Below are 21,929 nucleotides of genomic sequence, written 5' to 3'. Positions count from 1 at the left end.
AACAGCATTCATGGTGTGACCGATCCATCCTCGTGGCATGACACAACGTCAACGAGGGTGGTATCTGGCTACGGTCGACGCAGGGACGACCTCACAGTGGCGGGACCGCGCCGGAATTGCACCGACTTCCCATTACCTCGATGATGACGTCAGAACCATAACGGACCGCGGTCACCATTCTCGACACCGGATCAAGGTTGCGACCCGATCATCGATCTCGCGTGCCGTACGACGGCTTCCGTTCGCACTCGAAGTTCTTCGGGTGAATCCGATTCCAGCACAACCCGATGCACCTGACTGTCCACGGCAGTCACGGTCAGCCGCGATGTCAGCAACGCATCCTCCGCACTGAAACCGTGGCTCTGGAGGCACTCCGAAAAGCCTAGTACCAGTTGACGATTCATTTCTTCGACCTGCTCGATGAGCTCACGCGTACGCGGAACCTGATCGTAGAGCAGGTGAAAGAACTCTCGCGGCTTACTGTTCACTTCGACCGCGCACTCCACCAACATCCTCACGGCCTCGTCCGGGGAGAGCTCACGCTCGACGATGTCGGCAAGGCAGAGCGCAAAACTCTCCCGCGCAGCACTCACGTGACGGTTCGCCAACTCCGAGAGGATCTCGTACTTGTCGCCGAAATACTGGTAGAGCGAGCCCACCGACACCCCTGCTTCGTCAGCGATCCGGTTGGTGGTCGCTGCCATGGCTTCCGAAGCGAAAACGCGAGTAGCTGCCTCCAGGATCGCGTCGTAGGTAGCCCTCGAGCGCTGCTGGGAGGGCCTTTTCCGCCGAGTCGACACGGTCCTCCGATGCGAGTTGTCAGCCGCGACGCCGATACCGAGAATTGTGTAGGTGACCAGCGCCGATTACTCGAAGTTTATGCCCGACCGGTACACCGACCACATGCCGGCGCCGACCCCGACGTGGTGGGAGTGGAACGGCAACACCGTCCACGTCGCACGGGCCGTGGTTCCAGACGCGCCGGTTCGTGTTCTCGGCATCCACGGCGCCGGCGGCTACTCGGGCGCGTTGTGGCCGTTCGCCGGGATCGGCGTGAAACTCGGAGCCGAAGTCCTCTTCCCTGACCTTCCGCTGTACGGCGACACCGTCGTAGCCGATCCCGCCGGCGTCCGGTACGAGCAGTGGGTCGATCTCCTCTGCGATCTCGTCCGGGCCGAGAAGGCAGCCGACGATCGGCCGCTGGTGTTGTTGGGAGCCAGCATCGGCGGTCTGCTGGCCTACGAGGTAGCCGCGCGGACCGGTCTGGCCGACGCCGTCGTCGCTACCTGCCTGCTCGATCCCTCGGATCCATCGGCCAGAGCTGCCGCGGCGCGGTTCGGCCCGATGGGTGTCTACGGCGCTCCCCTGATGCGGCGCACCGAACGACTGGTGGGCCGTATCCGCGTGCCCATCCGTTGGGTCGCCGACGTGGCGAACATGAGCAGCAATCGGGAGCTCGCAACGCTGTGCGCAACCGATCCGCGCGGTGGCGGTGTTCGGGTGCCACTCGGATTCCTCAGCAGCTACTTCTCGTTCGAGCACACCGCACCCGAAGCATTTCGGACGACGCCCGTTCTGCTCACCCACCCGGCCGACGACCGATGGACGCCACCCGAACTGAGCCTGCAGTTCCTCCGCCGCATCAACGCACCCACCGAATTCGTGATGCTGGACGGGTGCGGGCACTTTCCCGTCGAAGAGCCGGGCCTGACGCAGTTCCACGACGCCGTCGCCACACTGCTGCACTCCGTCGCCGAGCGTCACCGCACGAAACCGTCGTCACCCGCCTAGCCTGAGAATCGTGAGCACCGAAACGGAAGCATCGGCCGACGAGAGCACCACGACAGTCGTACTGGCGTTTGCGGCGAACGCGCTGATCGCCGGTGCCAAGACGGCGGCCGCCATCGTCACCGGATCTGCATCGATGGTCGCAGAGGCCACCCACTCCTGGGCCGATACCGGCAACGAAGTGCTGCTGCTGATCGCGAACCGCCGCTCGAAAAGGGTTCCCGACCGAGACCAGCCACTCGGCTACGGCCGGGAGGCCTACATCTGGTCGATGTTCGCCGCCCTCGGACTGTTTGCACTCGGCGCGGGTGTCTCGATCACCCATGGCATCCAGGAACTGTTCCATTCCGAACCGGCGTCCGACTTCGGTGTCGCCTACGCCGTCCTCGGCGTCTCGTTCATCCTCGAAGGCATCTCGTTCCGGCAGGCGTACAAACAACTCCGAAACGAAGCGTCCGCCGTGAACCGCGACGTCATGACCCAGGCACTCAACACATCCGACCCGACGACTCGGGCCGTGTTCGCCGAAGATGCTGCGGCACTTATCGGTTTGGTCATCGCGTTCGTCGGTGTTCTGTTGCACCAGGTCACCGGTTCACCCGTCCCCGACGCCCTCGGCTCCATCTTCGTCGGCATTCTCCTCGGGGTCATCGCAATCATTCTGATAGATCGGAACCGCCGCTTCCTGGTCGGCGAAGAGGCCTCACCGACGCTGCGGGCAGCAGCCGTCGAAGCTCTCACCCAACTGCCCGAGATCAACCGAATCACGTTCCTGCGTATGGAATACCTCGGGCCGCGACAGGTCTACCTGGTGGCCAGCGTCGACCTGGTCGGTGACTACGCGGAATCCCGTGTGGCCCACACGTTGCGCGAACTCGAACGCTCACTCGAGCAGAGCCCACGCGTCGTGCGGGCGATCCTGACCCTCTCGACGCCTGAAGAACCGTCGATCGCAGTCTGAACTTTCGGCTGGGCGATAGGCTCTTTCGATGCGCGCACTGATCGTGATTCTGATGGTTCTGGGATTTGTAGTCGGGGGAATTCCCCTGGTGGGCATTGCGATCGACATGTTGACCAGTCGTGACGACACCATTGTCTATCAGGGTGCGTACGAACCGATCCGGGGTGTGCAGATGAGTCGCGACTACGAGTCGAGCCTGGACATCTCCTACATGGCGCTCCCAGACAAATCGCCCGAGTGGTTGATTCTCGCCTGCTACCCCCTGATCGGAGCAGCACTGGGCGCTCTGACGGCGGCCGTACTGGGACGTCTCGGGTGGCGCCTGACACGCGCCTGAGCAGACGCCGATGGCCACCCGTCGTCTACACGAGGGGTGGCCATCCGAGGAATACGTTCAGATGTACATCGCAGGATCGATGTAGCTGTTCGGGTCCACCAGTTTTTCCTTGGTGGTCCGTGGCCGCGCCACCGCCGGGATACCCGTCGCGATGGATTCGGCCGGAACATCTCTGGTGACAACGGCATTGGCGCCGATAGCGCTACCTTCACCGATGACGACAGGTCCGAGGATCTTGGCACCAGCGCCGACGGTGACCCGGTCTCCCAGCGTCGGGTGACGCTTGACCTGCTCGAGCGAGCGACCACCGAGAGTGACGCCGTGATAGAGCATCACGTCGTTACCGACCTCGGCCGTCTCCCCGATCACGACGCCCATGCCGTGGTCGATGAAGAACCGTCGACCGATGGTGGCACCGGGATGAATCTCGATGCCGGTGACGAAGCGTGTCAGCTGCGAGAGCACTCGCGCCGGGCCGCGTAGCGCAGGGACGGCCCACATGCGATGCGCAACCCGATGTGCCCAAATGGCATGCAGCCCTGAATAAACGAGCGCGTTCTCCACATTGCTGCGCGCGGCAGGATCCTGACCGCGCGCAGCCTGCAGGTCCTCGCGAATTGTCCCGAGGATACTCACAAGTCTCAGTCCCGGATGTGTTCGAACAGCGGGGTGGAGATGTAACGCTCGCCGAAGTCGCACACGACAGCCACGATCAGCTTGCCGGCGTTTTCCGGACGCTTCGCCAACTCGAGTGCTGCCCAGACGATGGCGCCGGACGAGATGCCGCCCAGGATGCCTTCCTTGGTGCCGAGTGCGCGAGCGACCTCGATGGAATCGGGGAACGAGACGTCGATGATCTCGTCGTAGATCTCGCGATCGAGGACGTCGGGCACGAAGTTCGCGCCGATTCCCTGGATCTTGTGGGGGCCGGGCTGGCCACCGTTGAGGATCGGCGAGTCGATGGGCTCGACGCCCACGATCTTGACCTCGGGCTTGTACTTGCGAAGGGTGCGTCCGACGCCGGTGATGGTGCCGCCGGTGCCGATGCCGGACACGAAAATGTCGACGGCGCCGTCGGTGTCGGCCCAGACCTCTTCGCCCGTCGTTGCCTCGTGGATGGCCGGGTTGGCCGGGTTCGCGAACTGGCTGGCCGAGACGGCGTTCTCGGTCTGCTCGACGATTTCCTTGGCCTTGGCGACTGCACCGGCCATGCCCTCGGATCCCGGGGTCAGCACGATCTCGGCGCCGTAAGCACGCAGCATCACGCGACGCTCGGTGGACATGGTCTCGGGCATGGTCAGGATGACCTTGTAGCCACGAGCAGCACCGACCATGGCGAGTGCGATACCCGTGTTACCGCTGGTTCCCTCGACGATCGTGCCACCGGGCTTGAGTGCTCCGGACTTCTCGGCGGCGTCGATGATCGCCACGCCGATCCGGTCCTTGACGCTGTTGGCCGGGTTGTAGAACTCGAGCTTGACGGCGACCTGTGCGTCCAGGCCCTCGGTCAGACGGTTGAGCCGCACGATCGGGGTGCGCCCGACCAATTCGGTCACGTTGTTGTAGATCCCGCTCATATCTGGTCCTCCTGAGGATCGAGTGTGTCGACCCGCTCGCTGATCACTGCTTTACGGCTGAACTGCATAACGGCTGAACTGCTTAACGGCTACAGGCAAGGGCATACAGACGACCGATGCCGCATCGGTTCATCAAATTGAACCAATGCGGCATCAGGCCACTACATACGGGGGCGGTTTATCAGGCCAACCGCTGCTTCAGAGCTTCGAACTCGTCGCGAATGCCGGTCGGCAGCTTCTCGCCGACGAAGTCGAACCACTCTTCGATGAGCGGGATCTCGGCCTTCCACTCGTCGATGTTGACCGCGAGGGCCTCGGTGATGTCGGCGTCCGACACGTCCAGGCCTTCGATGTCGAGTGCCGATCCGGTGGGAACGACGCCGATCGGGGTGTCGATACCGGCAGCCTTGTGCTCGATACGCTCGACGATCCACTTCAGGACGCGAGAGTTCTCGCCGAAGCCTGGCCACAGGAAGCGTCCGTCGTCGCCGCGGCGGAACCAGTTGACGTAGAAGACCTTGGGGAGCTTGGACGCGTCCGCGGACTTGCCGAGGTCGATCCAGTGCTGGAAGTAGTCACCGACGTTGTAGCCGAGGAACGGCAGCATTGCCATCGGATCGCGGCGAACCGTACCGACCTGGCCTTCGGCTGCTGCGGTCTGCTCGGAGCCGACCGTTGCACCCATGAAGACGCCGTGCTGCCAGTCGCGAGCCTCGGTGACCAGCGGAACCGTCGTCTTGCGGCGTCCGCCGAACAGGATTGCCGAGATCGGCACGCCCTTCGGGTCGTCCCACTCGGGAGCCATGATCGGGCACTGCGACATCGGGGTGCAGTAACGCGAGTTGGGATGAGCCGCATGGGTGCCCGACTCGGGCGTCCACTCGTTGCCCTTCCAGTCGATCAGGTGCTGCGGGTCGCCTTCGAGGCCCTCCCACCAGACGTCACCGTCGTCAGTCAGAGCGACGTTGGTGAAGACCGTGTTGCCCTGGTCGATGGTGCGCATGGCGTTGGGGTTCGAGGACCAGTTGGTGCCGGGAGCCACGCCGAAGAAACCGAATTCCGGGTTGACGGCGTACAGCTGTCCGTCCTCACCGAAACGCATCCAGGCGATGTCGTCACCGAGGGTCTCGGCGCGCCACCCGGGGATGGTCGGCTGGATCATCGCGAGGTTGGTCTTGCCACAAGCGGAGGGGAATGCCGCCGCGATGTAGTAGGCCTTGTCCTCGGGCGAGATGAGCTTGAGGATGAGCATGTGCTCGGCCAGCCAGCCCTCGTCGTGCGCCATTGCCGAGGCGATACGCAGCGAGTAGCACTTCTTGCCCAGGAGAGCGTTTCCGCCGTAGCCGGAACCGAAGCTCCAGATCTCACGATCCTCGGGGAAGTGGGTGATGTACTTGGTGTCGTTGCACGGCCACGCGACGTCTTCCTGGCCTTCGGCCAGCGGAGCGCCCAGCGAGTGCAGCGCCTTGACGAAGAACCCGTCGGTGCCGAGCTTGTCGAGAACCTTGCTGCCCATGCGGGTCATGACGCGCATGGAGACGACGACGTACTCGGAATCGGTGAGCTCGACGCCCAGCTTCGGGTCCTCGGCGTCGAGGGGGCCCATGCAGAACGGCACGACGTACATGGTGCGTCCACGCATGCAACCGCGGTACAGGTCACCCATGAGGGTGCGCATCTCCGCCGGGTCCATCCAGTTGTTGGTGGGACCTGCGTCGATTTCTTCCTTCGAGCAGATGTACGTACGCGATTCGACTCGCGCGACATCGGACGGATCGGAGTTGCCGAGGAAAGAGTTCGGCTTCTTCTCGTCGTTGAGGCGGGTGAAGGTTCCTGCCTCGACCAACTTCGTTGTCAGTCGGTCCCATTCTTCGTCCGAGCCGTCTGCGAAGACGACGCGATCAGGCTGGGTGAGTTCGGCAACCTCTTGCACCCATGCAAGCAGTTCCTTGTGCTGCGTGGGGGGCGTGCCGTCAGTTCCATTGAGACCGGGAATGGTCGCTGAGGTCATCAAACTCTCCTGGGGTGAGCCGGAACCGGGTTCTCGTGACACCGGATGCGAACTGCAGCGCCCCGATACCAGTCGATCCCGGTGTCCCCCTCTCGACGGGGTCCAGCCGCGTCATCCACTCACGTGGATTTCACGGACGCCGGGTGTCCTATGTATTGAGGTTAACGCTGGCTGTTCACCTGCAGGTAATCGGGTGCGGTCAGAAATGTCACAGAAACGATTCAGTTGGTGTGTTCAGGTGCCTACCCGGCGCTCAGAGCACATAAACGGAAGCTTTTCAGAGCGCTCCGGCATCGATTTTCTGCCACACGAGGGCGCCTTCGTCGTCTCGACTGCATTCCCAGGCCGAGTAGTCGCCGTCCGACTCGATCATCGTGAGGCGATCGGCGCTACCGTCGCGATCGAAATCGGACACGATCACGACAGCGTCGTCGGAGTGGACGACACGGCTGTCGACCGTTCCGTCACCGTCCAAGTCGAAGGCGTCGAAGTTCAGGTCGCCGGCATCGACCGGTCCCGACGCGGGCCCGAAGGTCTCGGGCTCGATACGCCCAGGATCGAGCGCTTCGGCTTCGTGCCCGTCGATGTGTCCGGCCGTGATCAGAAATGCTTCCATTACTCCCCCTACTGGATGGTGACCTACTGCTTCGGCAACCCCTACCGAAACCGTCCGCTCAGTATTACCAGACCCCGACGATCAGTCGTGGCCGAAATTGCCGCACTGTGGAGAACTCTGCACTCGCGAAATGATCAGTAGGCGGTGTTCAAAACGGCGAGGTCGCGCTCGCACGACGCGAGCTGACCCGATCTGGCCGCGGCGAGCTCACGAAGTTCACCGTCGATCTCCACGATTCGAGCCTGCGCCGACGCCAACTGCTCGCGACTCTCCGCCATGATCGCCGCTCCCAGATCCGCCTCGGCCTCGAGCAGCACGCTCTGCACTCGCTGCTCCCACTGAGCGCGAACCGCCGACATCGATTCGACGATCCACGACCTGGAGTGGGCACGATCGGCCGTCAGCCCGCGAGATCGCGCCAACCACCACGCCGCGGCGCCACCCAGAATCAACGTCACGGGGATACTTGCGAACTCCAAGGCCGGAATCATTTCCAGCGGAGTCACTGCGATACGGCCGAGGCCGAGACCCGCGGACGCGCCGACAAGAATTGTCACCCGGTCCTCGTTTCCGCGCTGACGGCCCGGCAGGCCCTCCGGAATCTGCGGGGAAGGCATGTATCCGTTCGTCCCCGCAGATTCCACCGCTGCCGCCATCGCGGCGTCGAACACCCGGGTGTGGTGGTCGACCTCGTGCTGCAGTCGCGTCGGCACGCTGCCCAATTCGGCTCGCGAGGCCGTGTCGACCCAGGCACGTGCCCCGGCGACCGTCGCCCGGGTTGCCTCGGCGATTTGTTGTGACAGATCCCCGCGCGCTCGTTGCAGTCGGCTTCGCACCTGCACCAGGCGTTCGCCTCGCCGGCCGTCACGGTCTGCGAGCAGCTGCGATCGCTCTGCCCGCAGTTCGGCACCAGGAACACCGTCACGTAGATTCCGGATCTCCATCTCGATCATCCGGCGCGTCTGTGCGATGACTCCGGAATCCGAACCACCTGCTTCCCTCTCCCGTGCCGCCCGGCTCACGACCGCAACGAGTGACTGCTCCTGACCAGGCGCAATCGGGACCACCGGAGCCTGAGCAAAAGCGGTGCAGTGCGAAGCGAGAATCTCGGCATCACGCCGGCGCACCGCCTGCCAGTCTCGATAGACGTCGACGCGGGTCAGCGCCACCACCACCGGGGTTCCGCGCGCCGCAGCGTCGCCGAGGAGAAGGAGATCCTCGCGTCCGATCACACTGGCGGCGTCGACGACCAGAAGTACGACGTCGGCGTCCACCTCGCGTGTCACTGACGAACAATCATCCGAAGCATCGAACATCTGCGCGACGTCTTCCCGTCCACACCTTGGTGGACCGACAACGTAAATGCGAGTGCCCCTGCATGTTTCGGCGGCGACCTGGCGACCCGGATCGGATGCCGGATTCCATCGCTGCACCACGCGCAGCACCGAATCCGGAAGTACCGAAACGCTATTCATCGGTCACCGCCGGGGCAGAGCGATCGCCTCCGAGCTGCGCCCACCGACGCACATACCCGCGTCGAATCAGTGAGACCCTTTGTTGCGGACACTGTTCCGACTCGTCCACGAGCTCGCCCCACCACCGGCTGCACGTGCCCGCGTCGTCAGCGGTACGAGGATCGGGAGGCTCGCCTTGACGCAGGGCTCGAATTTCGGGGCTCATCATCGCCGCCGCAGCGCCGAACAACACCGCGGAGTCCGAACTCAGATACAACTCGATCTCGTCCCTGCCCGCAGCGCTGCGCGAGGCAGATCGCCTCAGCGCCGGGCCGATCTGCTCGACCCGGCCCCACCACTGCGCCTCCAGAACAGGTCCGAGAGCCGCGAACAACTCTTCGACGCCGCGCCCGGTCAGTGTCTCCACCGGAACCGTGGGCACGCCGACGTTCTCCGAGATTTCCGCCGCCCGTCCCAGCGCCTCGTCCCAGCGCGGACCGAACAAGTCAGCCTTGTTCGCAGCGACGACCACACGATCGGAAACTCGAGCAATGGCTCGGCCGTCGACGTCGCGGACCGCGTCGACCACCACGTAGACAACGCAACGACGACCCAGATCGGGGTTCGACGTTCCAGGGACATCGAATGCCCTCGACTCGGTCACCACAACCGGTGCGCCGACAACTCTGCGCGAGAACCGGTCGTCGCGCCTCAGGATTCGCGCCAAAGACGACCGCCCCACCCCGGCTCGCCCGGCGACCACCAGCTCGAGCGGCGCTGTCAGCGATCCGAGCACGGAGTGAACCGCCTCGGCGGCTCCCGAATCGATCGATGTCAGCCGATATGCCAGAGCGCGCAACTGATCGATCGGCTCCGAGCAGGCGTCGTCGATCGATTCTGCGGGCAACATTCGTGACCAATTACTGCATGCAAATCCTGTGTTCATCCCCACCCCACGTCCCCATCGTGTCGGTGAGATTCTGTCAGGTTCTCGGCAAGGACGGCAGGTGACACTGCCCTTTCGCCGACAGTCCGAAGTCGACGGTTTCAGGACTTTCCGTGGAAAGTCTCAACTCAAACTTCAGACCCGTCTGCGCTAAACGGGGGTCATGCGTGACAATGGGTTCGTGAACGAAGCCGATCAGCATGCACCGCAGACCCCTGACACGGGGCAGACGGACCACACCAAGGGGTCCCGTCTCCATCCGAGAGTGACCAGCTTTCGCTCTCGCCGGGGTGCGCTGACCGACGCACAGCAGCAGGCTTGGGACCGTCAGTGGCCGCTCATCGGCGCCGACGTCTCGGACACACCGCTCGACGCGAACGCCTGGTTCGGACGTGAAGCACCCCTGATCATCGAGATCGGTTCGGGTACCGGCACCGCGACGGCCGCAATGGCCAAGGCGGAACCGCACGTGAACCTGATCGCGATCGAGGTGTACCGCCCCGGGCTGGCGCAGCTTCTCCAGCAGGTCGAACGCGAAGAAATTCCCAACGTCCGCGTACTGCGCGGTGACGCGATGGACGTACTCGAGAACATGGTCGCCCCCGAGTCCCTGACGGGCGTCCGGGTGTTCTTCCCGGATCCGTGGCCCAAGGCCCGCCATCACAAGCGTCGCCTCCTGCAGGGGCCGACGTTCTCGCTGATCGCCAACCGCCTCAAGCCCGGCGGAGTCCTGCACGTGGCAACCGATCACGCCGAGTACGCCGAATGGATCGAAGAAGCCGGCAATGCCGAGCCGCTGCTGACCGCACTCGACTGGGAGTCTCCGATGACCCACGAGCGTCCGGTCACCAAGTTCGAGGACAAAGCCCATAAGGTCGGAAGTGCAATCACCGAGCTTATATGGGGGAAGATCAGAGCATGAGCGTCAGCGAACAGCTATCCGACGACGTGACGTCGTCGGAATCTCCTCTCGACTTCGGTCGTGACTCCCGCCACCCCAAGCGGGTGCTTCTGGTCTGGGACGCCCCTAACCTCGACATGGGCCTCGGCGCCATCCTCGGTGGCCGGCCTACCGCCGCCTACCGGCCACGATTCGACGCTTTGGGTCGTTGGCTGCTCTCTCGCACCGCCGAACTGTCCGCACAGAACAGCGGCACGCTCGAGCCTGAAGCGACCGTCTTCACCAACATCGCGTCCGGCAGCGCCGACGTCGTTCGTCCTTGGGTCGAAGCCTTGCGTAACGTGGGTTTCGCGGTGTTCGCCAAGCCGAAGGTCGATGAAGACAGCGATGTCGATTCGGACATGCTCGAGCACATCGCGCTCCGGTACGGCGAGGGCCTCGCCGGAATCATGGTCGCGTCCGCCGACGGCCAAGCGTTCCGCGAACCTCTCGAGGACATCGCAGCAACCGGCATCCCGGTCCAGGTTCTCGGGTTCCGTGAACACGCCAGCTGGGCTGTGTCGTCCGATATCTTGGACTTCGTCGATCTCGAGGACATCCCAGGTGTCTTCCGTGAGCCTCTGCCACGGGTAAGCCTGGACACCCTGCCCGACGAGGGCGCCTGGTTGCAGCCGTTCCGACCGCTTTCTGCCCTGCTCATCGGGCGAAAAAGTGTTGCCGAGTAGGAGTTGATCAGTGTTCGCCAGCTGGGGAAGCATCGTCTATCGAGCCCGCTTCACCGTCATCGCTGTCATGGTGGCGGGGCTCCTCGGGCTCGCTGCGTACGGCCTGAGCCTGCAGGATCATCTCAGCCAGAGCGGCTGGGACGATCCGGGGTCGGAATCGGTAGAGGCTGCCAAACTCGCTGACGGCACGTTCGGACGCAGCACGACGGGTGACGTTCTGGCGCTGTACACGGCGCCGGAGGGCAAGACCGTCGACGACCCCGAGTTCCAAGCGAAGGTCATCGACAATCTGCAGCGACTCGTCGCCGACAACCCCGACCAGATCATGAAGATCAACGGCTCGTACTTCAAGGTCGACAACGGTCTCTCGGTGGCGGCCCTGGCGGACAAGACCAAGCAACACGCGGTCACCAGCATCGCGATCGCCGGAGACAACGACACCGCGGTGTCCAACAACTTCCGCGACGTCGAGTCGCAGTTCTACATCGACGGCGTCGACGTGCAACTCGCCGGCCTGCAACCTGTCGCGAATTCGCTCAACGACACGATGGCCAACGACATCAAGCGCATGGAAATGCTCGCGATTCCTGCTGTCGGTGTCCTGCTGTTCTTCGTCTTCGGTGGCGTCGTCGCTGCTGCCCTCCCGTTGATCGTCGGCGGTCTGACCGTCATCGGCGCCAACGGCATCATTCGACTGATCACCAACTTCACCGAGGTCAACGCGTTTGTTGCGCCCGTGGTCTCTCTGGTCGGTCTGGGTCTCGCGATCGACTACGGACTGTTCATCGTCAGCCGTTTCCGAGAAGAGATAGCCGAGGGGTACGACACCCCGACCGCAGTACGCCGAACGGTCATGACGGCGGGTAGAACGGTCATGTTCTCGGCGACCATGGTTGCCGTCAGCCTCGGCGGTCTGCTGTTGTTCCCGCAGGGCTTCCTCAAATCGGTGGCTTACGGCGCCATTGCTGCCGTCATGCTTGCCGCGATCTCGTCCATCACGATTCTTCCCGCGATTCTCGGCATTCTCGGCAAGCGGATCGACGCGCTGACCTTCAAGAAGCTGCGCCAGACCAAGACCAACGAGGAAATCGAGAACGGTTTCTGGGGCAAGCTCACCCGCTGGGTCATGCAGCATCCGCTCAAGGTCGCGGTCCCGATCGTCGCGGCTCTACTGCTGATGATCATTCCGCTGACGGGCATCAAGTTCGGCGGTATCAACGAGACGTACCTGCCCCCGGACAGCCCCACGCGTGTCGCGCAGGCGCAGTTCGACGAACTCTTCCCCGGCAATCGCACCGAGCCCGTTCGACTCGTCATCGAGGGAGCCGACAACACCACCCTCGGTCAGATTTCCAAGACCGCAAATGCTGCGCCGGGTCTGGTCGAGAAGTTCACCCCGGAGGTTGCGACGAAGGACGGTGTCAACGTCCTCAAGGCCGGTCTGACGGAGCGGAACGAGGCACGTCCCACCATCGACTATCTGCGGTCCGCGGACTGGCCCGAGGGCACAACTGTGCTGGTCGGCGGTACTCCGGCCATCGAGCAGGACAGCGTCGACGCATTGCTCGATCGTCTGCCGCTGATGGTCGTATCCGTCATCCTGCTGACGACCTTGCTGATGTTCTTGACGTTCGGCTCGCTCGTCCTGCCCATCAAGGCCGCATTGATGAGCGCGCTCGGACTGGGTTCGACGCTCGGAATCCTGACCTGGATCTTCATCGACGGGCACGGTTCCGGTCTCTTGAACTTCACGCCGGGACCGATCATGTCTCCCGTCCTGGTGTTGATCATCGCGATCGTCTACGGCCTGTCGACCGACTACGAAGTGTTCCTGCTCTCCCGCATGGTCGAAGCGCGAGCGCAGGGCGCGAGTACTACCGAATCCATCCGTATCGGCACGGCACATACCGGCCGGATCATCACCGCTGCCGCACTGATTCTGATCGTGGTCACCGGCGCATTCGGCCTGTCCGATCTGGTGATGATGAAATACATCTCCTACGGCATGATCTCCGCGCTGATCATCGACGCGACTCTCATCCGAATGTTCCTGGTCCCCGCGACCATGAAACTGCTCGGCGACGACTGCTGGTGGGCTCCGGCCTGGATGAAGCGGATCCAGCAGAAGATCGGGCTGGGCGAGCCGATCCTCGACAACGAGCTGGTACTCGCGAACGTCCCGCAGATCGCGCCTGTCGGTGCGATCGCCGGACCGGGGCAGCCGCGCAAGATCGAAGCGGCCTCGCGGGTCATGCCGCCGCCTGCCCCGGCTGCACAGCCGGAAAGCGGACCTCGCGTTCCCGATCCTCTCACCGAGCCCATTCCGCTCAGCGAAATGGCGATCAAGGCACCCAACACGGAGGCTCCCGCCGCGGAGAAGCCGGCACCGCGACGTCGTCTCGATATCGGGAGTGCAGCCAGCGCCCCCCAGAACCTGATCGAGGCACCTGTACCCAATCCCTCGTACCGGCCGCAACCGAATGCCAGCGACAAGCGCAGAAACCCCACGCCCGCTGCGCCGGCCGAGCGTCCCATCGAGAGTTGGTTGTCGGACCTGCGGGCCCGGGAACAGACTCCCCCGGCCTCACGTCCACTGCCGGTGGTCCGGACGCCTTCGCGGACAAACGGTTCGGCGACCAACGGTGCTGCCAGCAGCAGTTCAGGCTCCAACGGCGCGAGCCGGAACGGCTCCGCAAACGGTGCTACCAACGGCTCTGCAACAAACGGTTCAGCCCCGACCTCGGTGGAGGCGACCCCCCAGTCGCCGCCTCCACCGACCGCTCCGGAGCGTCGTAACGGGGTTTTCACGGATTCGCCTTCGCCTACCAACGAGCCCCGAGTCTCGGACGCCACCCCTGACGGCGACGACAACGCCACCGGCAGGCACCGGCCTGACGACGCAGGCGCCATCAGCGTGAGCGAGCTCATCGCTCGCCAGAAGCGAAGCTGACCTGCTCCTGCTCCTGCTTGGCGAAGGCTCGTGCATAACGTGTCCCGACCAGCAGGAGCAGCAAGCCGACCACCAGGAAGGCAACGCTACGCACCAGCCCACTGAGTGTGGCCAGGTCGAAGAGGAACAGCTTTGCCACGGCCGCACTGGTGAGAGCAAGCCCGGCTCCGAGCAAGACGCGAGCGTGCTGGCGGTTGTTCAATCCGAGCACCAGCGCTGACGTGGCGGCAAGCATCCACACGATGGTTGCAACACTGTGCCCGGCAACGAATCCGGTTGCACTGTCGAAAATTTCGACGCCGGATGAGACGAGCGCGCACGTCACCGCGTAGAGGACACCGAACCCTGCGGCCGCCCATAGAACCGCCGCGTTGGAATCGGCAATCAACTTCAGTCGGTGAATCGCCCAGACCAGCATCACCACCGCGCCTATCGCCGTCAGACTCGAGAGCGCCGTGATCGCACCGAGTTGCATGGATGCGGCGCGAGCGGTCGTCAACGCTTCCGGCGGAACCGTCGTGAGGTATCCGATCGATCCGATTGCCGCAAAGGCGGTTCCGAGCGCGAAGACGAAGCGCGAACCCGCATACAGCGAGACTCCGAGGAAGATCATTCCGACCGTGAGGATCAGCGGTACGACCAGAGATTCAGTCGCCCCGGAGAAGCAGCAGAGCAACAATGCGAGGGCGCCGGTTGCGCCCAGTCCGAATCGCAGTTGCGTCGGCAAAGGCTTGGCCGCCGCTGCAGCCGAAAGAAGTAGTGCCGCAGCAATTCCGTACAGCACTGCGGATTCGGTGCGCCCGAGCACGGCTCCGACGCTCATCAGCGGAAGGGACGAGACGACAAAGGTAGCGGTGGACCACGCCCCTGCAATGCCGTCACGCGAGGGCGAACCCGTCCACTGCATCGCCATCGCGCAGCCGGCCCCCACGATTGCAACCACGCCGGCACTGATCACCAATTGCACTGCACTGTTACCGGATTCGCCGAAGATGGACTCCGACGCTATCGCTGCGAGCAGTGCGAGAACCACCGGTACGGTGCGCGCCATGCCCAGGTACTTCCAGTCACGACCGAGCTGGGCGGAGAATGTCGCCGACTGGATCGCGAAGAGGAAACCGATGAGGGTCAACGATATTCCCGACGTCAACACGGGAGCCAGGAGCGCTGCTCCCAGAACGATCATGAGCGCCAGCGATTCGGAATCCCACTTCACGGCGAGGGCAACGCCGGCGGCGGCGATTCCGAAGGCAATCACCACCGCGAGCGGTGTCGTCACCCAACCGTAGAGAACGGAGGCTGCGACGACATCGAGATACATCCCTGCAAAACCGGTGGCAGCCAGGGCAATTGCCCCCACTTTGCCCCCTGGTCGTCCGTGGACCCGCACCCCGGCAAACACCAAGGCGCCGGAAAGGAGCGCACCGCCGAGCACCCGCAGCGGAGGTCCGAAGAATCCGGCCTGCGCTGCAAGTACCAGCAGCATCACGACGCCGATCAGTGTGACGGCAACACCTGCCGCGGCCAGGAGTCGACTGATGACACCGTCGCGTTGCCACCAGGGCTGGCGAGGCGCGGCAACCGGATACGTCGGCGGCTGCCACGCGGGCACGCTCTGCTGAGGACGCATTGGTGGCATCTGCGGCACCTGTGGCGCCGGAGATGCGGGTGCCGGAACTACCGGCATGGGCGGGGTCGCAGTAGCCGAGGACAGCTGAGTCTGCAGGATCGACAGGTTCTGGCCCATGTGACGCAACTGCCGGCCGATGCTGTCGCACTCGGCCGAGAGGGCGGTCACCAGTCGCGGATCGACGGCGGAAAAGCTCGGTGTGGTCATGGCTTCGAGCTTGCTGCGTGGCCGAACCGATCAGATGAGTAGTACTACTCGATCAGCCTGGGGACTTCTCGTACTCAACTGAGGACACCTTCGACTGACAGCACCCTCGACTGACTGCATCATCGACTGACTGCATCATCGACTGACAGGGCACTAACGCCGAGGTGCCGCGTTCCGCAATCGTTCGGACAGAAGCCGACCCGAAGTGTGAAGCGGAGCGGGATCCTGACGCGCCCGAGCAAGGACCAGCGCGCCCTCGAGTGCGGACAGAGCGAGAATTGCCTCGGACTCGGCGTCTTCGCGGGACCAACCGTCTGCCTCGAGGCGCTGAGCCAGCAGTGCGAGCCACGAGTTGTACCCGTCCGCACAAGCACCGCGGATGACCTCGGATTCGGTTGCGGCATCCAGTGTTGCCGTAGCCAGGGCACATCCACGTTCGTAGTCCGAATCCGACAAACGCGCAGCCAATGCGGCGGCGAATGCCGAGATCGCGGTGGCTGCATCGGGTGAGCTCTCCAGCAGGTGCCGGATGAAATCGGCCATTGCCTCGCCACGTCGTCTCAGAGCCTCGCCTGCGAGTTCTTCCTTGCCGCCGGGAAAGTGAAAGTACAAGGAACCTTTGGTAGTCGCACTAGCCGAGAGAACTTCCGACACACCCGTTCCGGCGTAGCCCTTCCGCTGCAACAGATCGGCAGCGGCATCGACCAACAAATCCCTCGTAGACATACGTTCAATATACCGATCAGTACACATATCGACAACAGTTGAAGTGCATTAATTGTCAAAACCTTGCATCACTAGACCGATTGGTACATGATTCGGGAATCAACAAACCGGAGCGCGGCCAACGACGCTCACGACGACGAAGGACTGAATCGATGTCACCGAATTCCCCGAACAACACCACCGCGACCGTCCTCGGACCGGACGAAGACCTCGCCGGGACCCTCGCGGCCACCGGCGTCCGGATGATGGTTCGTAACAAACAAACCGAGGGAGGTTTCTCTCTTGTACAACACCGCATCGCTCCGCATTCGATGACCTCACCGGTCCATCGCCACAGCCGGGAAGACGAGTACACGGTGGTTCAAAGTGGCCGCGTCGCAGCGATGGTCGGAGACGAGGTCGTCTACGCGGAGACCGGCGCCATGATCTTCAAACCGCGTGGCCAGTGGCACGCCGTGTGGAATCCCGACGACGCTCCAGCGCGGATTCTCGAAATCATCACGCCCGGAGGGATGGAAGACCTGTTCGAACTGATGCCGAAACTACTGGCCGAAGCAGGTTCCGCCGCGGAATCGGTTGCAGCGCGGGTAGAAGCAGACTTCGGGATCGAATTCGATCTCGTTGCCACCGCCGAGATCGCACAGACACACGGTGTGGGATTCGGCATCGAAAGTCACTGACCGACTGTCAGCACCTACCGATCGAAGGAAGATTCATGCTTGTACTCACCGGAGCAGAAGACCTCAGCGCCAACCTGAACCAAGAGCTGGGCGTCAGCGACTGGCACGATGTCACCCAGGAGTCCATCGACGAGTTCGCCCGGGTCACCGGCGACGATCAGTGGATTCACGTCGATGTGGATCGCGCGAAGGAGTCACCGTTCGGCGGAACCATCGCGCACGGCAACTACACGCTCTCACTCGGCCCCAAGTTCTCGTACGCAATGTTCTCGCTCGAAGGTTTTGCGTTTGCTCTCAACTGCGGATTCGACAAGGTCAGGTTGCCTGCTCCGCTTCCGGTCGGCTCTCGTGTCCGCATGCGCGCGACGTTGAGCAAAGTCGAACCGATCAACGGCGGTGTCCAGATCACGGTGACGCAGACGTTCGAACGAGAACACGGTGACAAGCCCGTGTGCGTCGCCGAGATGTTGACCCGCGCGTATCACTGAAAGGTCAGGAGCCGAACATCTTTCGGATCGTGGTACCGAAGGGATGCTTCGCGGTGACACTGCCGAATCGCACCTTGCCGTGCACCACCAGATGCAGCGGGCCTATCTGTGGGCCGGACCGAACCTTGTTCGACGCGCTTCCCCCGACTGCCTCGACACCGTTCATGTCCACCGTCGCCTCTTCGGGAACGATCAGTGAAATCGAGCTGGCGTAGTCGTCGATCGAGATGTTCACGACCTGCGTCTGCATCACCGCACGCGTGAAATCGATAGTCACACTGGACATTCTGGTGTCGACCACGACAGCTGGTGGAACGATCCAGGCACCGTTCCGCGTCACCGTCGCCATTCGTCCACGGATCACGGCAGCATTTGCCGCTCCGTAAGTACCTACAACCGGAGCCCCGACGGGAGCGCGGTAAGGCGGGCTCGGATGAACCGGCGGCGGTTGGGGTTGGTACGTCGGCGCCGGGTAGGGCTGGCCTTGGTACATCGGCTGACCCGCATTGGGATACGCGGGTGGGTCGTAGTCGGAGATCAGTGTGATGCCCGGAAGATCGGCGAGAACCGAGTTGAGCTCACCTCGTGTCTTTGCGGCCAAGGCAGTGTCCATGCGCTCGGTGAACTCACCGAGCGAGAGCATCCCTTGACCGACAGCTTTCTGCAGCAGCTCGCCGACATGCTCTCGTTCGGCATCGGATACGCGTAGATTCCTGGCCTCCATGATTTCCAGGATAAACGTTATTCGAGACCTTGTTCTATCGCGTATCGCGTGAGCTCGACGCGATTGGCCAACTGAAGCTTCCGAAGCGTTGCCTGCACATGGTTTTCGACGGTCCGGTGGCTGAGCGAGAGCCTCGTGGCGATCTGTTTTGCGCTCAGCCCCTTGGCGACAAGACGGAGCACTTCGGTCTCACGGTCGGTGAGCCGAGGCAGCTCGGGTGCGCGATCGTCGGCCGGTGCCGTCGACATCCGGCGGTACTCACCGAGCACCAATCCGGCGAGGCCGGGGGTGAAGACGGCTTGTCCGTCGAAAGTCGCTCGCACGGCCTCGAGCAGTTCCGCCACCGAAGCACTCTTGACCAGGTAACCCGACGCTCCGGCTTTGACCGCGTCGAGGACGTCGTCACGTTCGGCAGAGGCCGAAAGCACCAGTACCTTGCTCTTCGGCGAAACCTCGAGAATTGCGGTGGTGGCGTCGGCACCGTTTCCGTCCGGCAGGTTCATGTCCATCAGAACCACCGCCGGTTGCACGGCGGCGGCCCGGCGGCGCGCACTCTCGACACCCTCCGCCGTGGCGCTCACGGTGAAGCCGGCAGCTTCGAGGTCCCGGGAGACACCGTCGCGCCACATCGGGTGATCGTCGACGACCATCACCGTCACCGGATTCTCGCCATGTTCGTCAGCCGCGCTCACTTTTCCCCTTCGGAACGTTGATCTCCCATTCGGTGCCCTCCCCCGGCCCGGTTTGCAGGACTGCAGTGCCGCCGAGCACCTGCACTCGGCCGAGAATGGACTTCGATACTCCCATGCGGCCTTCGGCTTCGGCCTGCGCCAAGCGACCCTCGGGGATTCCGACGCCGTCGTCGCGGATGCTGACGATCACCTCGTCCGGCAAATCTTCGAGCAATACGTATGCCTTCGCCGCGGGCCCGGCGTGCAGCCCGACATTGGACAGAGCATTGTCGACGATGGCTGCCAGTTCGATGGCTCGATCACGCTCGATCACGACGGGGTGCGCGGGCGTCGACACCGACACCGACGTGCTTGCCTGCGTGGTCAGCAGCGGACACAGATCCACTGTCTGTCCGCCGACGTCTGCCGCGGCGCCCGAAACCTGCTCGGAGATCAGCATTCTCAAGGCGACCTCCTGCTCACCGGCCAGAGCAGCCAGTTCAGCTGCCTCGCCGCCGAGTGCCGCACCTCGCCTGCGCACCATCGCCAGCACCTGCAGAACGCCGTCGTGTACTTCGCGTGCCAAACGCTCGCGCTCTTCGGTGGCCGCCGCCAGACGGACGGCTTGCTCGAGTTGTCGATGCGAGCGCCGAGCGGTGGTGGTGGCCAAGCCCAACGCCAGGCCGACCGATACGAGCACGGGAGCCGTCGCATCGCGCCAGAGGTCCAGGTTGACCTGGTCGCGGATGATCGCGCTGGCCGCCGAGATGACAACTCCGGACGCCATACCGAGCCACGGCCCGCCGAGAATTGCCGCGGAGATGACCGCGTTGGTGGCCCACAGCGTGGTGGGCAGCGTCTGGTGATTCTGATACCACTCGTGGTCGGAGACCAGCCTCGTCGACGCCATCAGCAAGATGACGACCACCTGATCGGCGATCACCACCTGATACCGCGGCAGCTTCTTCCCGAACAAAGCACCGGATGTCCCGAGCAACAGTGCCGACACCCCGGTCCACACGGCCATCAGAGCGACGAAGAACCAGCTGAGCCGAGAGTTGGTGTAGTCGGAGGCCGAGGCGAACTGGTAGCTGATCGCGTACACCAGCGTGACGAGCCGAAATGCCTGCGCCGCCCGCCACAGCGGGGCATCAGGGTCGGTGTCGACGCCCGACGCCTCGCGAACGGTCGGCTGATAGTGCAGCCGACGACGGCGGGTGGGCTCAGTCATCGGGAGGAGTGGGGTTCACGATGCGAGGCTCGGCGCGCGGCTCGTCGGGTTCGGCGGGGAACAGTGGGGTTTCCGGATCTTCGACGTGCAGTTCGGCGTACGCGATGTCCGGGTCGTCGGCGAGGAGGGAACGAATAGCGGTATTCAGGACCGCGACGATCGGGACAGCCAAGAGCCCGCCGACGATTCCAGCGAGAACGATGCCCGTTGTAATGGCGAGAACGACTGCCAGCGGATGCAGTCGAACAGCGCGACCCAACAACAGCGGTTGCATCACGTGCGCTTCGAGCTGCATGACGCCGATGATGATGCCGAGGACGATCAGCGCCGTCAGGAAACCCTTCGTGACCAGAGCGACAAGCACCGCGAGAAAACCGGTCAGAAATGCACCGACGATCGGAATGAACGCGCCGATGAACACCAACGACGCCAGCGGCAGGGCGAGCGGCACCCCGAGGATCGCCAGGCCGGCACCGATACCGATCGCGTCGGCGGCGGCAACCGCGACCGTGGCGCGCACGTAGCCGATCAGCGACCCGAAACCTGCAGAACCGGCGATCCGTACGCGACGACGCGCGTCGGTGGGAACGATCCGGGTGACGAACTGCCAGATCTGATCGCCGCCGTAGAGGAAGAAGATGAGAGTGAACAGCGTCAGCAATGCCCCGGTGAAGATCTCGCCGATTACTGTCGCCGTGGTCAAGGCGCCGCTGGTCAGGGACTCACGATTGGATTGCACCGACTTGACGACCGAATCACCTGCCTGGCGGATCTGATCCTCGCTGAAGTGCAGCGGACCGCTGGTGAGCCAGTTCTGAATTTGCGTGACGCTGGCCGTGAACTGGTCGGTGAGCTGGGGCAACCCGTCGATGAACTGCTCGACGACAAACGTCATGATTCCCGCGACCAGTCCGATCGAGGCAAGCAGAACGACGATGACGGCTGCCGAGCGGGGAACACCCCACACCTGTAGCCGATCGACAATCGGGATCAGCAGAGCTGATGCCAGCAGAGCCAGCCCCACCGGGATGAGCACGGTTTCGAGGCGGAGTACGACGTACCCGAGAACCAACAGTCCGGCGAAGATCACAATGAGGCGCCACGACCATTCCGCAGCGATGCGCACGCCGGGATGCACCGCCCGAGCGTCGGCGGAGATGGGTTTGTTCATCCTCGATGCTCGCTCCGCACGCCCCCTGTTTGCGTTCACATCGCGAGCCTAACCGGCCCGGCCGACACAGGTGAGCGGACGAATAATCGGACGCGCGTACCAACACTTCGACCTCTGCCAGCTAAATTGAACCCT

At 63.5% G+C, this 21,929-nt stretch carries 21 protein-coding genes and 1 riboswitch; of the genes, 8 read left to right on the top strand and 13 right to left on the bottom strand.

Annotation, left to right across the window (positions count from 1 at the left end):
* Positions 1-39 precede the first annotated feature (39 nt).
* Positions 40-175: riboswitch (cobalamin riboswitch) on the bottom strand.
* A gap of 16 nt (positions 176-191) precedes the next feature.
* On the bottom strand, positions 192-800 hold the full coding sequence (locus A0W34_RS05260) for a TetR/AcrR family transcriptional regulator (RefSeq protein ID WP_081557423.1): 609 nt from the start codon (positions 798-800) through the stop codon (positions 192-194).
* 52 nt (positions 801-852) lie between these two features.
* Here A0W34_RS05260 and A0W34_RS05255 point away from each other — a divergent pair, with 52 nt between their 5' ends.
* Genes A0W34_RS05255 through A0W34_RS05245 form a run of 3 tightly spaced genes read left to right on the top strand, consistent with a single transcriptional unit; the run spans position 853 to position 3,086 of the window.
* Positions 853-1,791, top strand: a complete 939-nt coding sequence (locus A0W34_RS05255) for an alpha/beta hydrolase (RefSeq protein ID WP_007734503.1) — start codon at positions 853-855, stop codon at positions 1,789-1,791.
* Between the two features lie 10 nt (positions 1,792-1,801).
* Entirely contained in the window at positions 1,802-2,749 is a 948-nt protein-coding gene (locus A0W34_RS05250; protein WP_081557422.1) for a cation diffusion facilitator family transporter, read from the top strand.
* 28 nt (positions 2,750-2,777) lie between these two features.
* Positions 2,778-3,086 (top strand): hypothetical protein, encoded by a 309-nt coding sequence (locus A0W34_RS05245; protein WP_007734501.1) that lies wholly within the window; start codon positions 2,778-2,780, stop codon positions 3,084-3,086.
* Positions 3,087-3,143: 57 nt separating this feature from the next.
* Here the strand turns inward: A0W34_RS05245 and epsC are convergent, their stop codons facing one another.
* The 6 genes from epsC to A0W34_RS05215 all read right to left on the bottom strand — a co-directional run bounded on the left by epsC (position 3,144) and on the right by A0W34_RS05215 (position 9,690).
* On the bottom strand, positions 3,144-3,722 hold the full coding sequence (epsC, locus tag A0W34_RS05240; protein ID WP_003945907.1) for a serine O-acetyltransferase EpsC: 579 nt from the start codon (positions 3,720-3,722) through the stop codon (positions 3,144-3,146).
* Between the two features lie 5 nt (positions 3,723-3,727).
* On the bottom strand, positions 3,728-4,663 hold the full coding sequence (cysK, locus tag A0W34_RS05235; protein ID WP_003945916.1) for a cysteine synthase A: 936 nt from the start codon (positions 4,661-4,663) through the stop codon (positions 3,728-3,730).
* 181 nt (positions 4,664-4,844) lie between these two features.
* Positions 4,845-6,674 (bottom strand): phosphoenolpyruvate carboxykinase (GTP), encoded by a 1,830-nt coding sequence (locus A0W34_RS05230; protein ID WP_003945806.1) that lies wholly within the window; start codon positions 6,672-6,674, stop codon positions 4,845-4,847.
* A gap of 277 nt (positions 6,675-6,951) precedes the next feature.
* A complete protein-coding gene (locus tag A0W34_RS05225; protein ID WP_063314962.1) occupies positions 6,952-7,290 on the bottom strand; it encodes a DUF6802 family protein in 339 nt (112 codons plus the stop codon).
* A 134-nt stretch (positions 7,291-7,424) separates the two neighbouring features.
* Positions 7,425-8,576: a hypothetical protein gene (locus tag A0W34_RS05220; protein WP_232329989.1), complete on the bottom strand. Its 1,152-nt coding sequence runs from the start codon at positions 8,574-8,576 to the stop codon at positions 7,425-7,427.
* Positions 8,577-8,757: 181 nt separating this feature from the next.
* The gene (locus A0W34_RS05215) at positions 8,758-9,690 is read right to left on the bottom strand and encodes a GTPase domain-containing protein (protein WP_232329988.1); all 933 of its coding nucleotides are present in this window, start codon (positions 9,688-9,690) and stop codon (positions 8,758-8,760) included.
* Between the two features lie 163 nt (positions 9,691-9,853).
* Between A0W34_RS05215 and trmB the strand changes: the two genes are divergently transcribed.
* Genes trmB through A0W34_RS05200 form a run of 3 tightly spaced genes read left to right on the top strand, consistent with a single transcriptional unit; the run spans position 9,854 to position 14,266 of the window.
* Entirely contained in the window at positions 9,854-10,612 is a 759-nt protein-coding gene (gene trmB, locus A0W34_RS05210) for a tRNA (guanosine(46)-N7)-methyltransferase TrmB (RefSeq protein ID WP_007734493.1), read from the top strand.
* Positions 10,609-11,316: an NYN domain-containing protein gene (locus tag A0W34_RS05205; RefSeq protein ID WP_003945733.1), complete on the top strand. Its 708-nt coding sequence runs from the start codon at positions 10,609-10,611 to the stop codon at positions 11,314-11,316. The genes trmB and A0W34_RS05205 overlap by 4 nt, the downstream gene beginning before the upstream one ends.
* Before the next feature lie 10 nt (positions 11,317-11,326).
* Positions 11,327-14,266, top strand: coding sequence for an MMPL family transporter (locus A0W34_RS05200; RefSeq protein WP_007734492.1), 2,940 nt, complete (start codon positions 11,327-11,329; stop codon positions 14,264-14,266).
* Here the strand turns inward: A0W34_RS05200 and A0W34_RS05195 are convergent.
* Both A0W34_RS05195 and A0W34_RS05190 read right to left on the bottom strand, forming a co-directional pair.
* A complete protein-coding gene (locus tag A0W34_RS05195) occupies positions 14,241-16,103 on the bottom strand; it encodes a DUF2339 domain-containing protein (RefSeq protein ID WP_081557420.1) in 1,863 nt (620 codons plus the stop codon). The two genes, A0W34_RS05200 and A0W34_RS05195, sit on opposite strands and share 26 nt — an antisense overlap.
* 153 nt (positions 16,104-16,256) lie before the next feature.
* Positions 16,257-16,829: a TetR/AcrR family transcriptional regulator gene (locus A0W34_RS05190; protein ID WP_042920278.1), complete on the bottom strand. Its 573-nt coding sequence runs from the start codon at positions 16,827-16,829 to the stop codon at positions 16,257-16,259.
* 152 nt (positions 16,830-16,981) lie between these two features.
* Here A0W34_RS05190 and A0W34_RS05185 point away from each other — a divergent pair, with 152 nt between their 5' ends.
* Positions 16,982-17,509 carry a cupin domain-containing protein gene (locus tag A0W34_RS05185; protein WP_081557419.1) on the top strand — a complete coding sequence of 176 codons (528 nt, stop codon included), beginning with the start codon at positions 16,982-16,984 and terminating at the stop codon, positions 17,507-17,509.
* Between the two features lie 35 nt (positions 17,510-17,544).
* Entirely contained in the window at positions 17,545-17,997 is a 453-nt protein-coding gene (locus tag A0W34_RS05180; RefSeq protein ID WP_003945664.1) for a MaoC family dehydratase, read from the top strand.
* Between the two features lie 4 nt (positions 17,998-18,001).
* On the opposite strand, the gene A0W34_RS05175 is transcribed toward A0W34_RS05180, so the two are convergent.
* From A0W34_RS05175 to A0W34_RS05160, 4 genes are read right to left on the bottom strand one after another with little or no spacing between them, the layout of a single operon-like run.
* On the bottom strand, positions 18,002-18,721 hold the full coding sequence (locus tag A0W34_RS05175; RefSeq protein WP_081557418.1) for a DUF1707 SHOCT-like domain-containing protein: 720 nt from the start codon (positions 18,719-18,721) through the stop codon (positions 18,002-18,004).
* 17 nt (positions 18,722-18,738) lie between these two features.
* The gene (locus A0W34_RS05170; RefSeq protein WP_042453521.1) at positions 18,739-19,371 is read right to left on the bottom strand and encodes a response regulator; all 633 of its coding nucleotides are present in this window, start codon (positions 19,369-19,371) and stop codon (positions 18,739-18,741) included.
* 28 nt (positions 19,372-19,399) lie between these two features.
* The gene (gene macS, locus A0W34_RS05165) at positions 19,400-20,623 is read right to left on the bottom strand and encodes a MacS family sensor histidine kinase (RefSeq protein WP_007734482.1); all 1,224 of its coding nucleotides are present in this window, start codon (positions 20,621-20,623) and stop codon (positions 19,400-19,402) included.
* Positions 20,616-21,794, bottom strand: coding sequence for an AI-2E family transporter (locus A0W34_RS05160; protein WP_007734480.1), 1,179 nt, complete (start codon positions 21,792-21,794; stop codon positions 20,616-20,618). The genes macS and A0W34_RS05160 overlap by 8 nt, the downstream gene beginning before the upstream one ends.
* Positions 21,795-21,929: the final 135 nt, after the last annotated feature.

This window comes from Rhodococcus sp. BH4 (assembly GCF_002079265.1).
Taxonomy (GTDB): domain Bacteria; phylum Actinomycetota; class Actinomycetes; order Mycobacteriales; family Mycobacteriaceae; genus Rhodococcus_F; species Rhodococcus_F qingshengii.
Note: the sequence above shows the minus strand (reverse complement) of the source record. Positions and strands in the feature narration are given on the sequence as shown.

Bases quoted from the DNA above. Each gene is read 5' to 3' on its own strand.
- A0W34_RS05245 (WP_007734501.1), top strand. From the start codon at position 2,778: ATGCGCGCACTGATCGTGATTCTGATGGTTCTGGGATTTGTAGTCGGG.
- cysK (WP_003945916.1), bottom strand. From the start codon at position 4,663: ATGAGCGGGATCTACAACAACGTGACCGAATTGGTCGGGCGCACCCCG.
- A0W34_RS05230 (WP_003945806.1), bottom strand. From the start codon at position 6,674: ATGACCTCAGCGACCATTCCCGGTCTCAATGGAACTGACGGCACGCCC.
- A0W34_RS05225 (WP_063314962.1), bottom strand. From the start codon at position 7,290: ATGGAAGCATTTCTGATCACGGCCGGACACATCGACGGGCACGAAGCC.
- A0W34_RS05215 (WP_232329988.1), bottom strand. From the start codon at position 9,690: ATGAACACAGGATTTGCATGCAGTAATTGGTCACGAATGTTGCCCGCA.
- trmB (WP_007734493.1), top strand. From the start codon at position 9,854: ATGCGTGACAATGGGTTCGTGAACGAAGCCGATCAGCATGCACCGCAG.
- A0W34_RS05205 (WP_003945733.1), top strand. From the start codon at position 10,609: ATGAGCGTCAGCGAACAGCTATCCGACGACGTGACGTCGTCGGAATCT.
- A0W34_RS05195 (WP_081557420.1), bottom strand. From the start codon at position 16,103: ATGACCACACCGAGCTTTTCCGCCGTCGATCCGCGACTGGTGACCGCC.
- A0W34_RS05190 (WP_042920278.1), bottom strand. From the start codon at position 16,829: ATGTCTACGAGGGATTTGTTGGTCGATGCCGCTGCCGATCTGTTGCAG.
- A0W34_RS05185 (WP_081557419.1), top strand. From the start codon at position 16,982: ATGTCACCGAATTCCCCGAACAACACCACCGCGACCGTCCTCGGACCG.
- A0W34_RS05180 (WP_003945664.1), top strand. From the start codon at position 17,545: ATGCTTGTACTCACCGGAGCAGAAGACCTCAGCGCCAACCTGAACCAA.
- A0W34_RS05175 (WP_081557418.1), bottom strand. From the start codon at position 18,721: ATGGAGGCCAGGAATCTACGCGTATCCGATGCCGAACGAGAGCATGTC.
- A0W34_RS05170 (WP_042453521.1), bottom strand. From the start codon at position 19,371: ATGGTCGTCGACGATCACCCGATGTGGCGCGACGGTGTCTCCCGGGAC.
- macS (WP_007734482.1), bottom strand. From the start codon at position 20,623: ATGACTGAGCCCACCCGCCGTCGTCGGCTGCACTATCAGCCGACCGTT.
- A0W34_RS05160 (WP_007734480.1), bottom strand. From the start codon at position 21,794: ATGAACAAACCCATCTCCGCCGACGCTCGGGCGGTGCATCCCGGCGTG.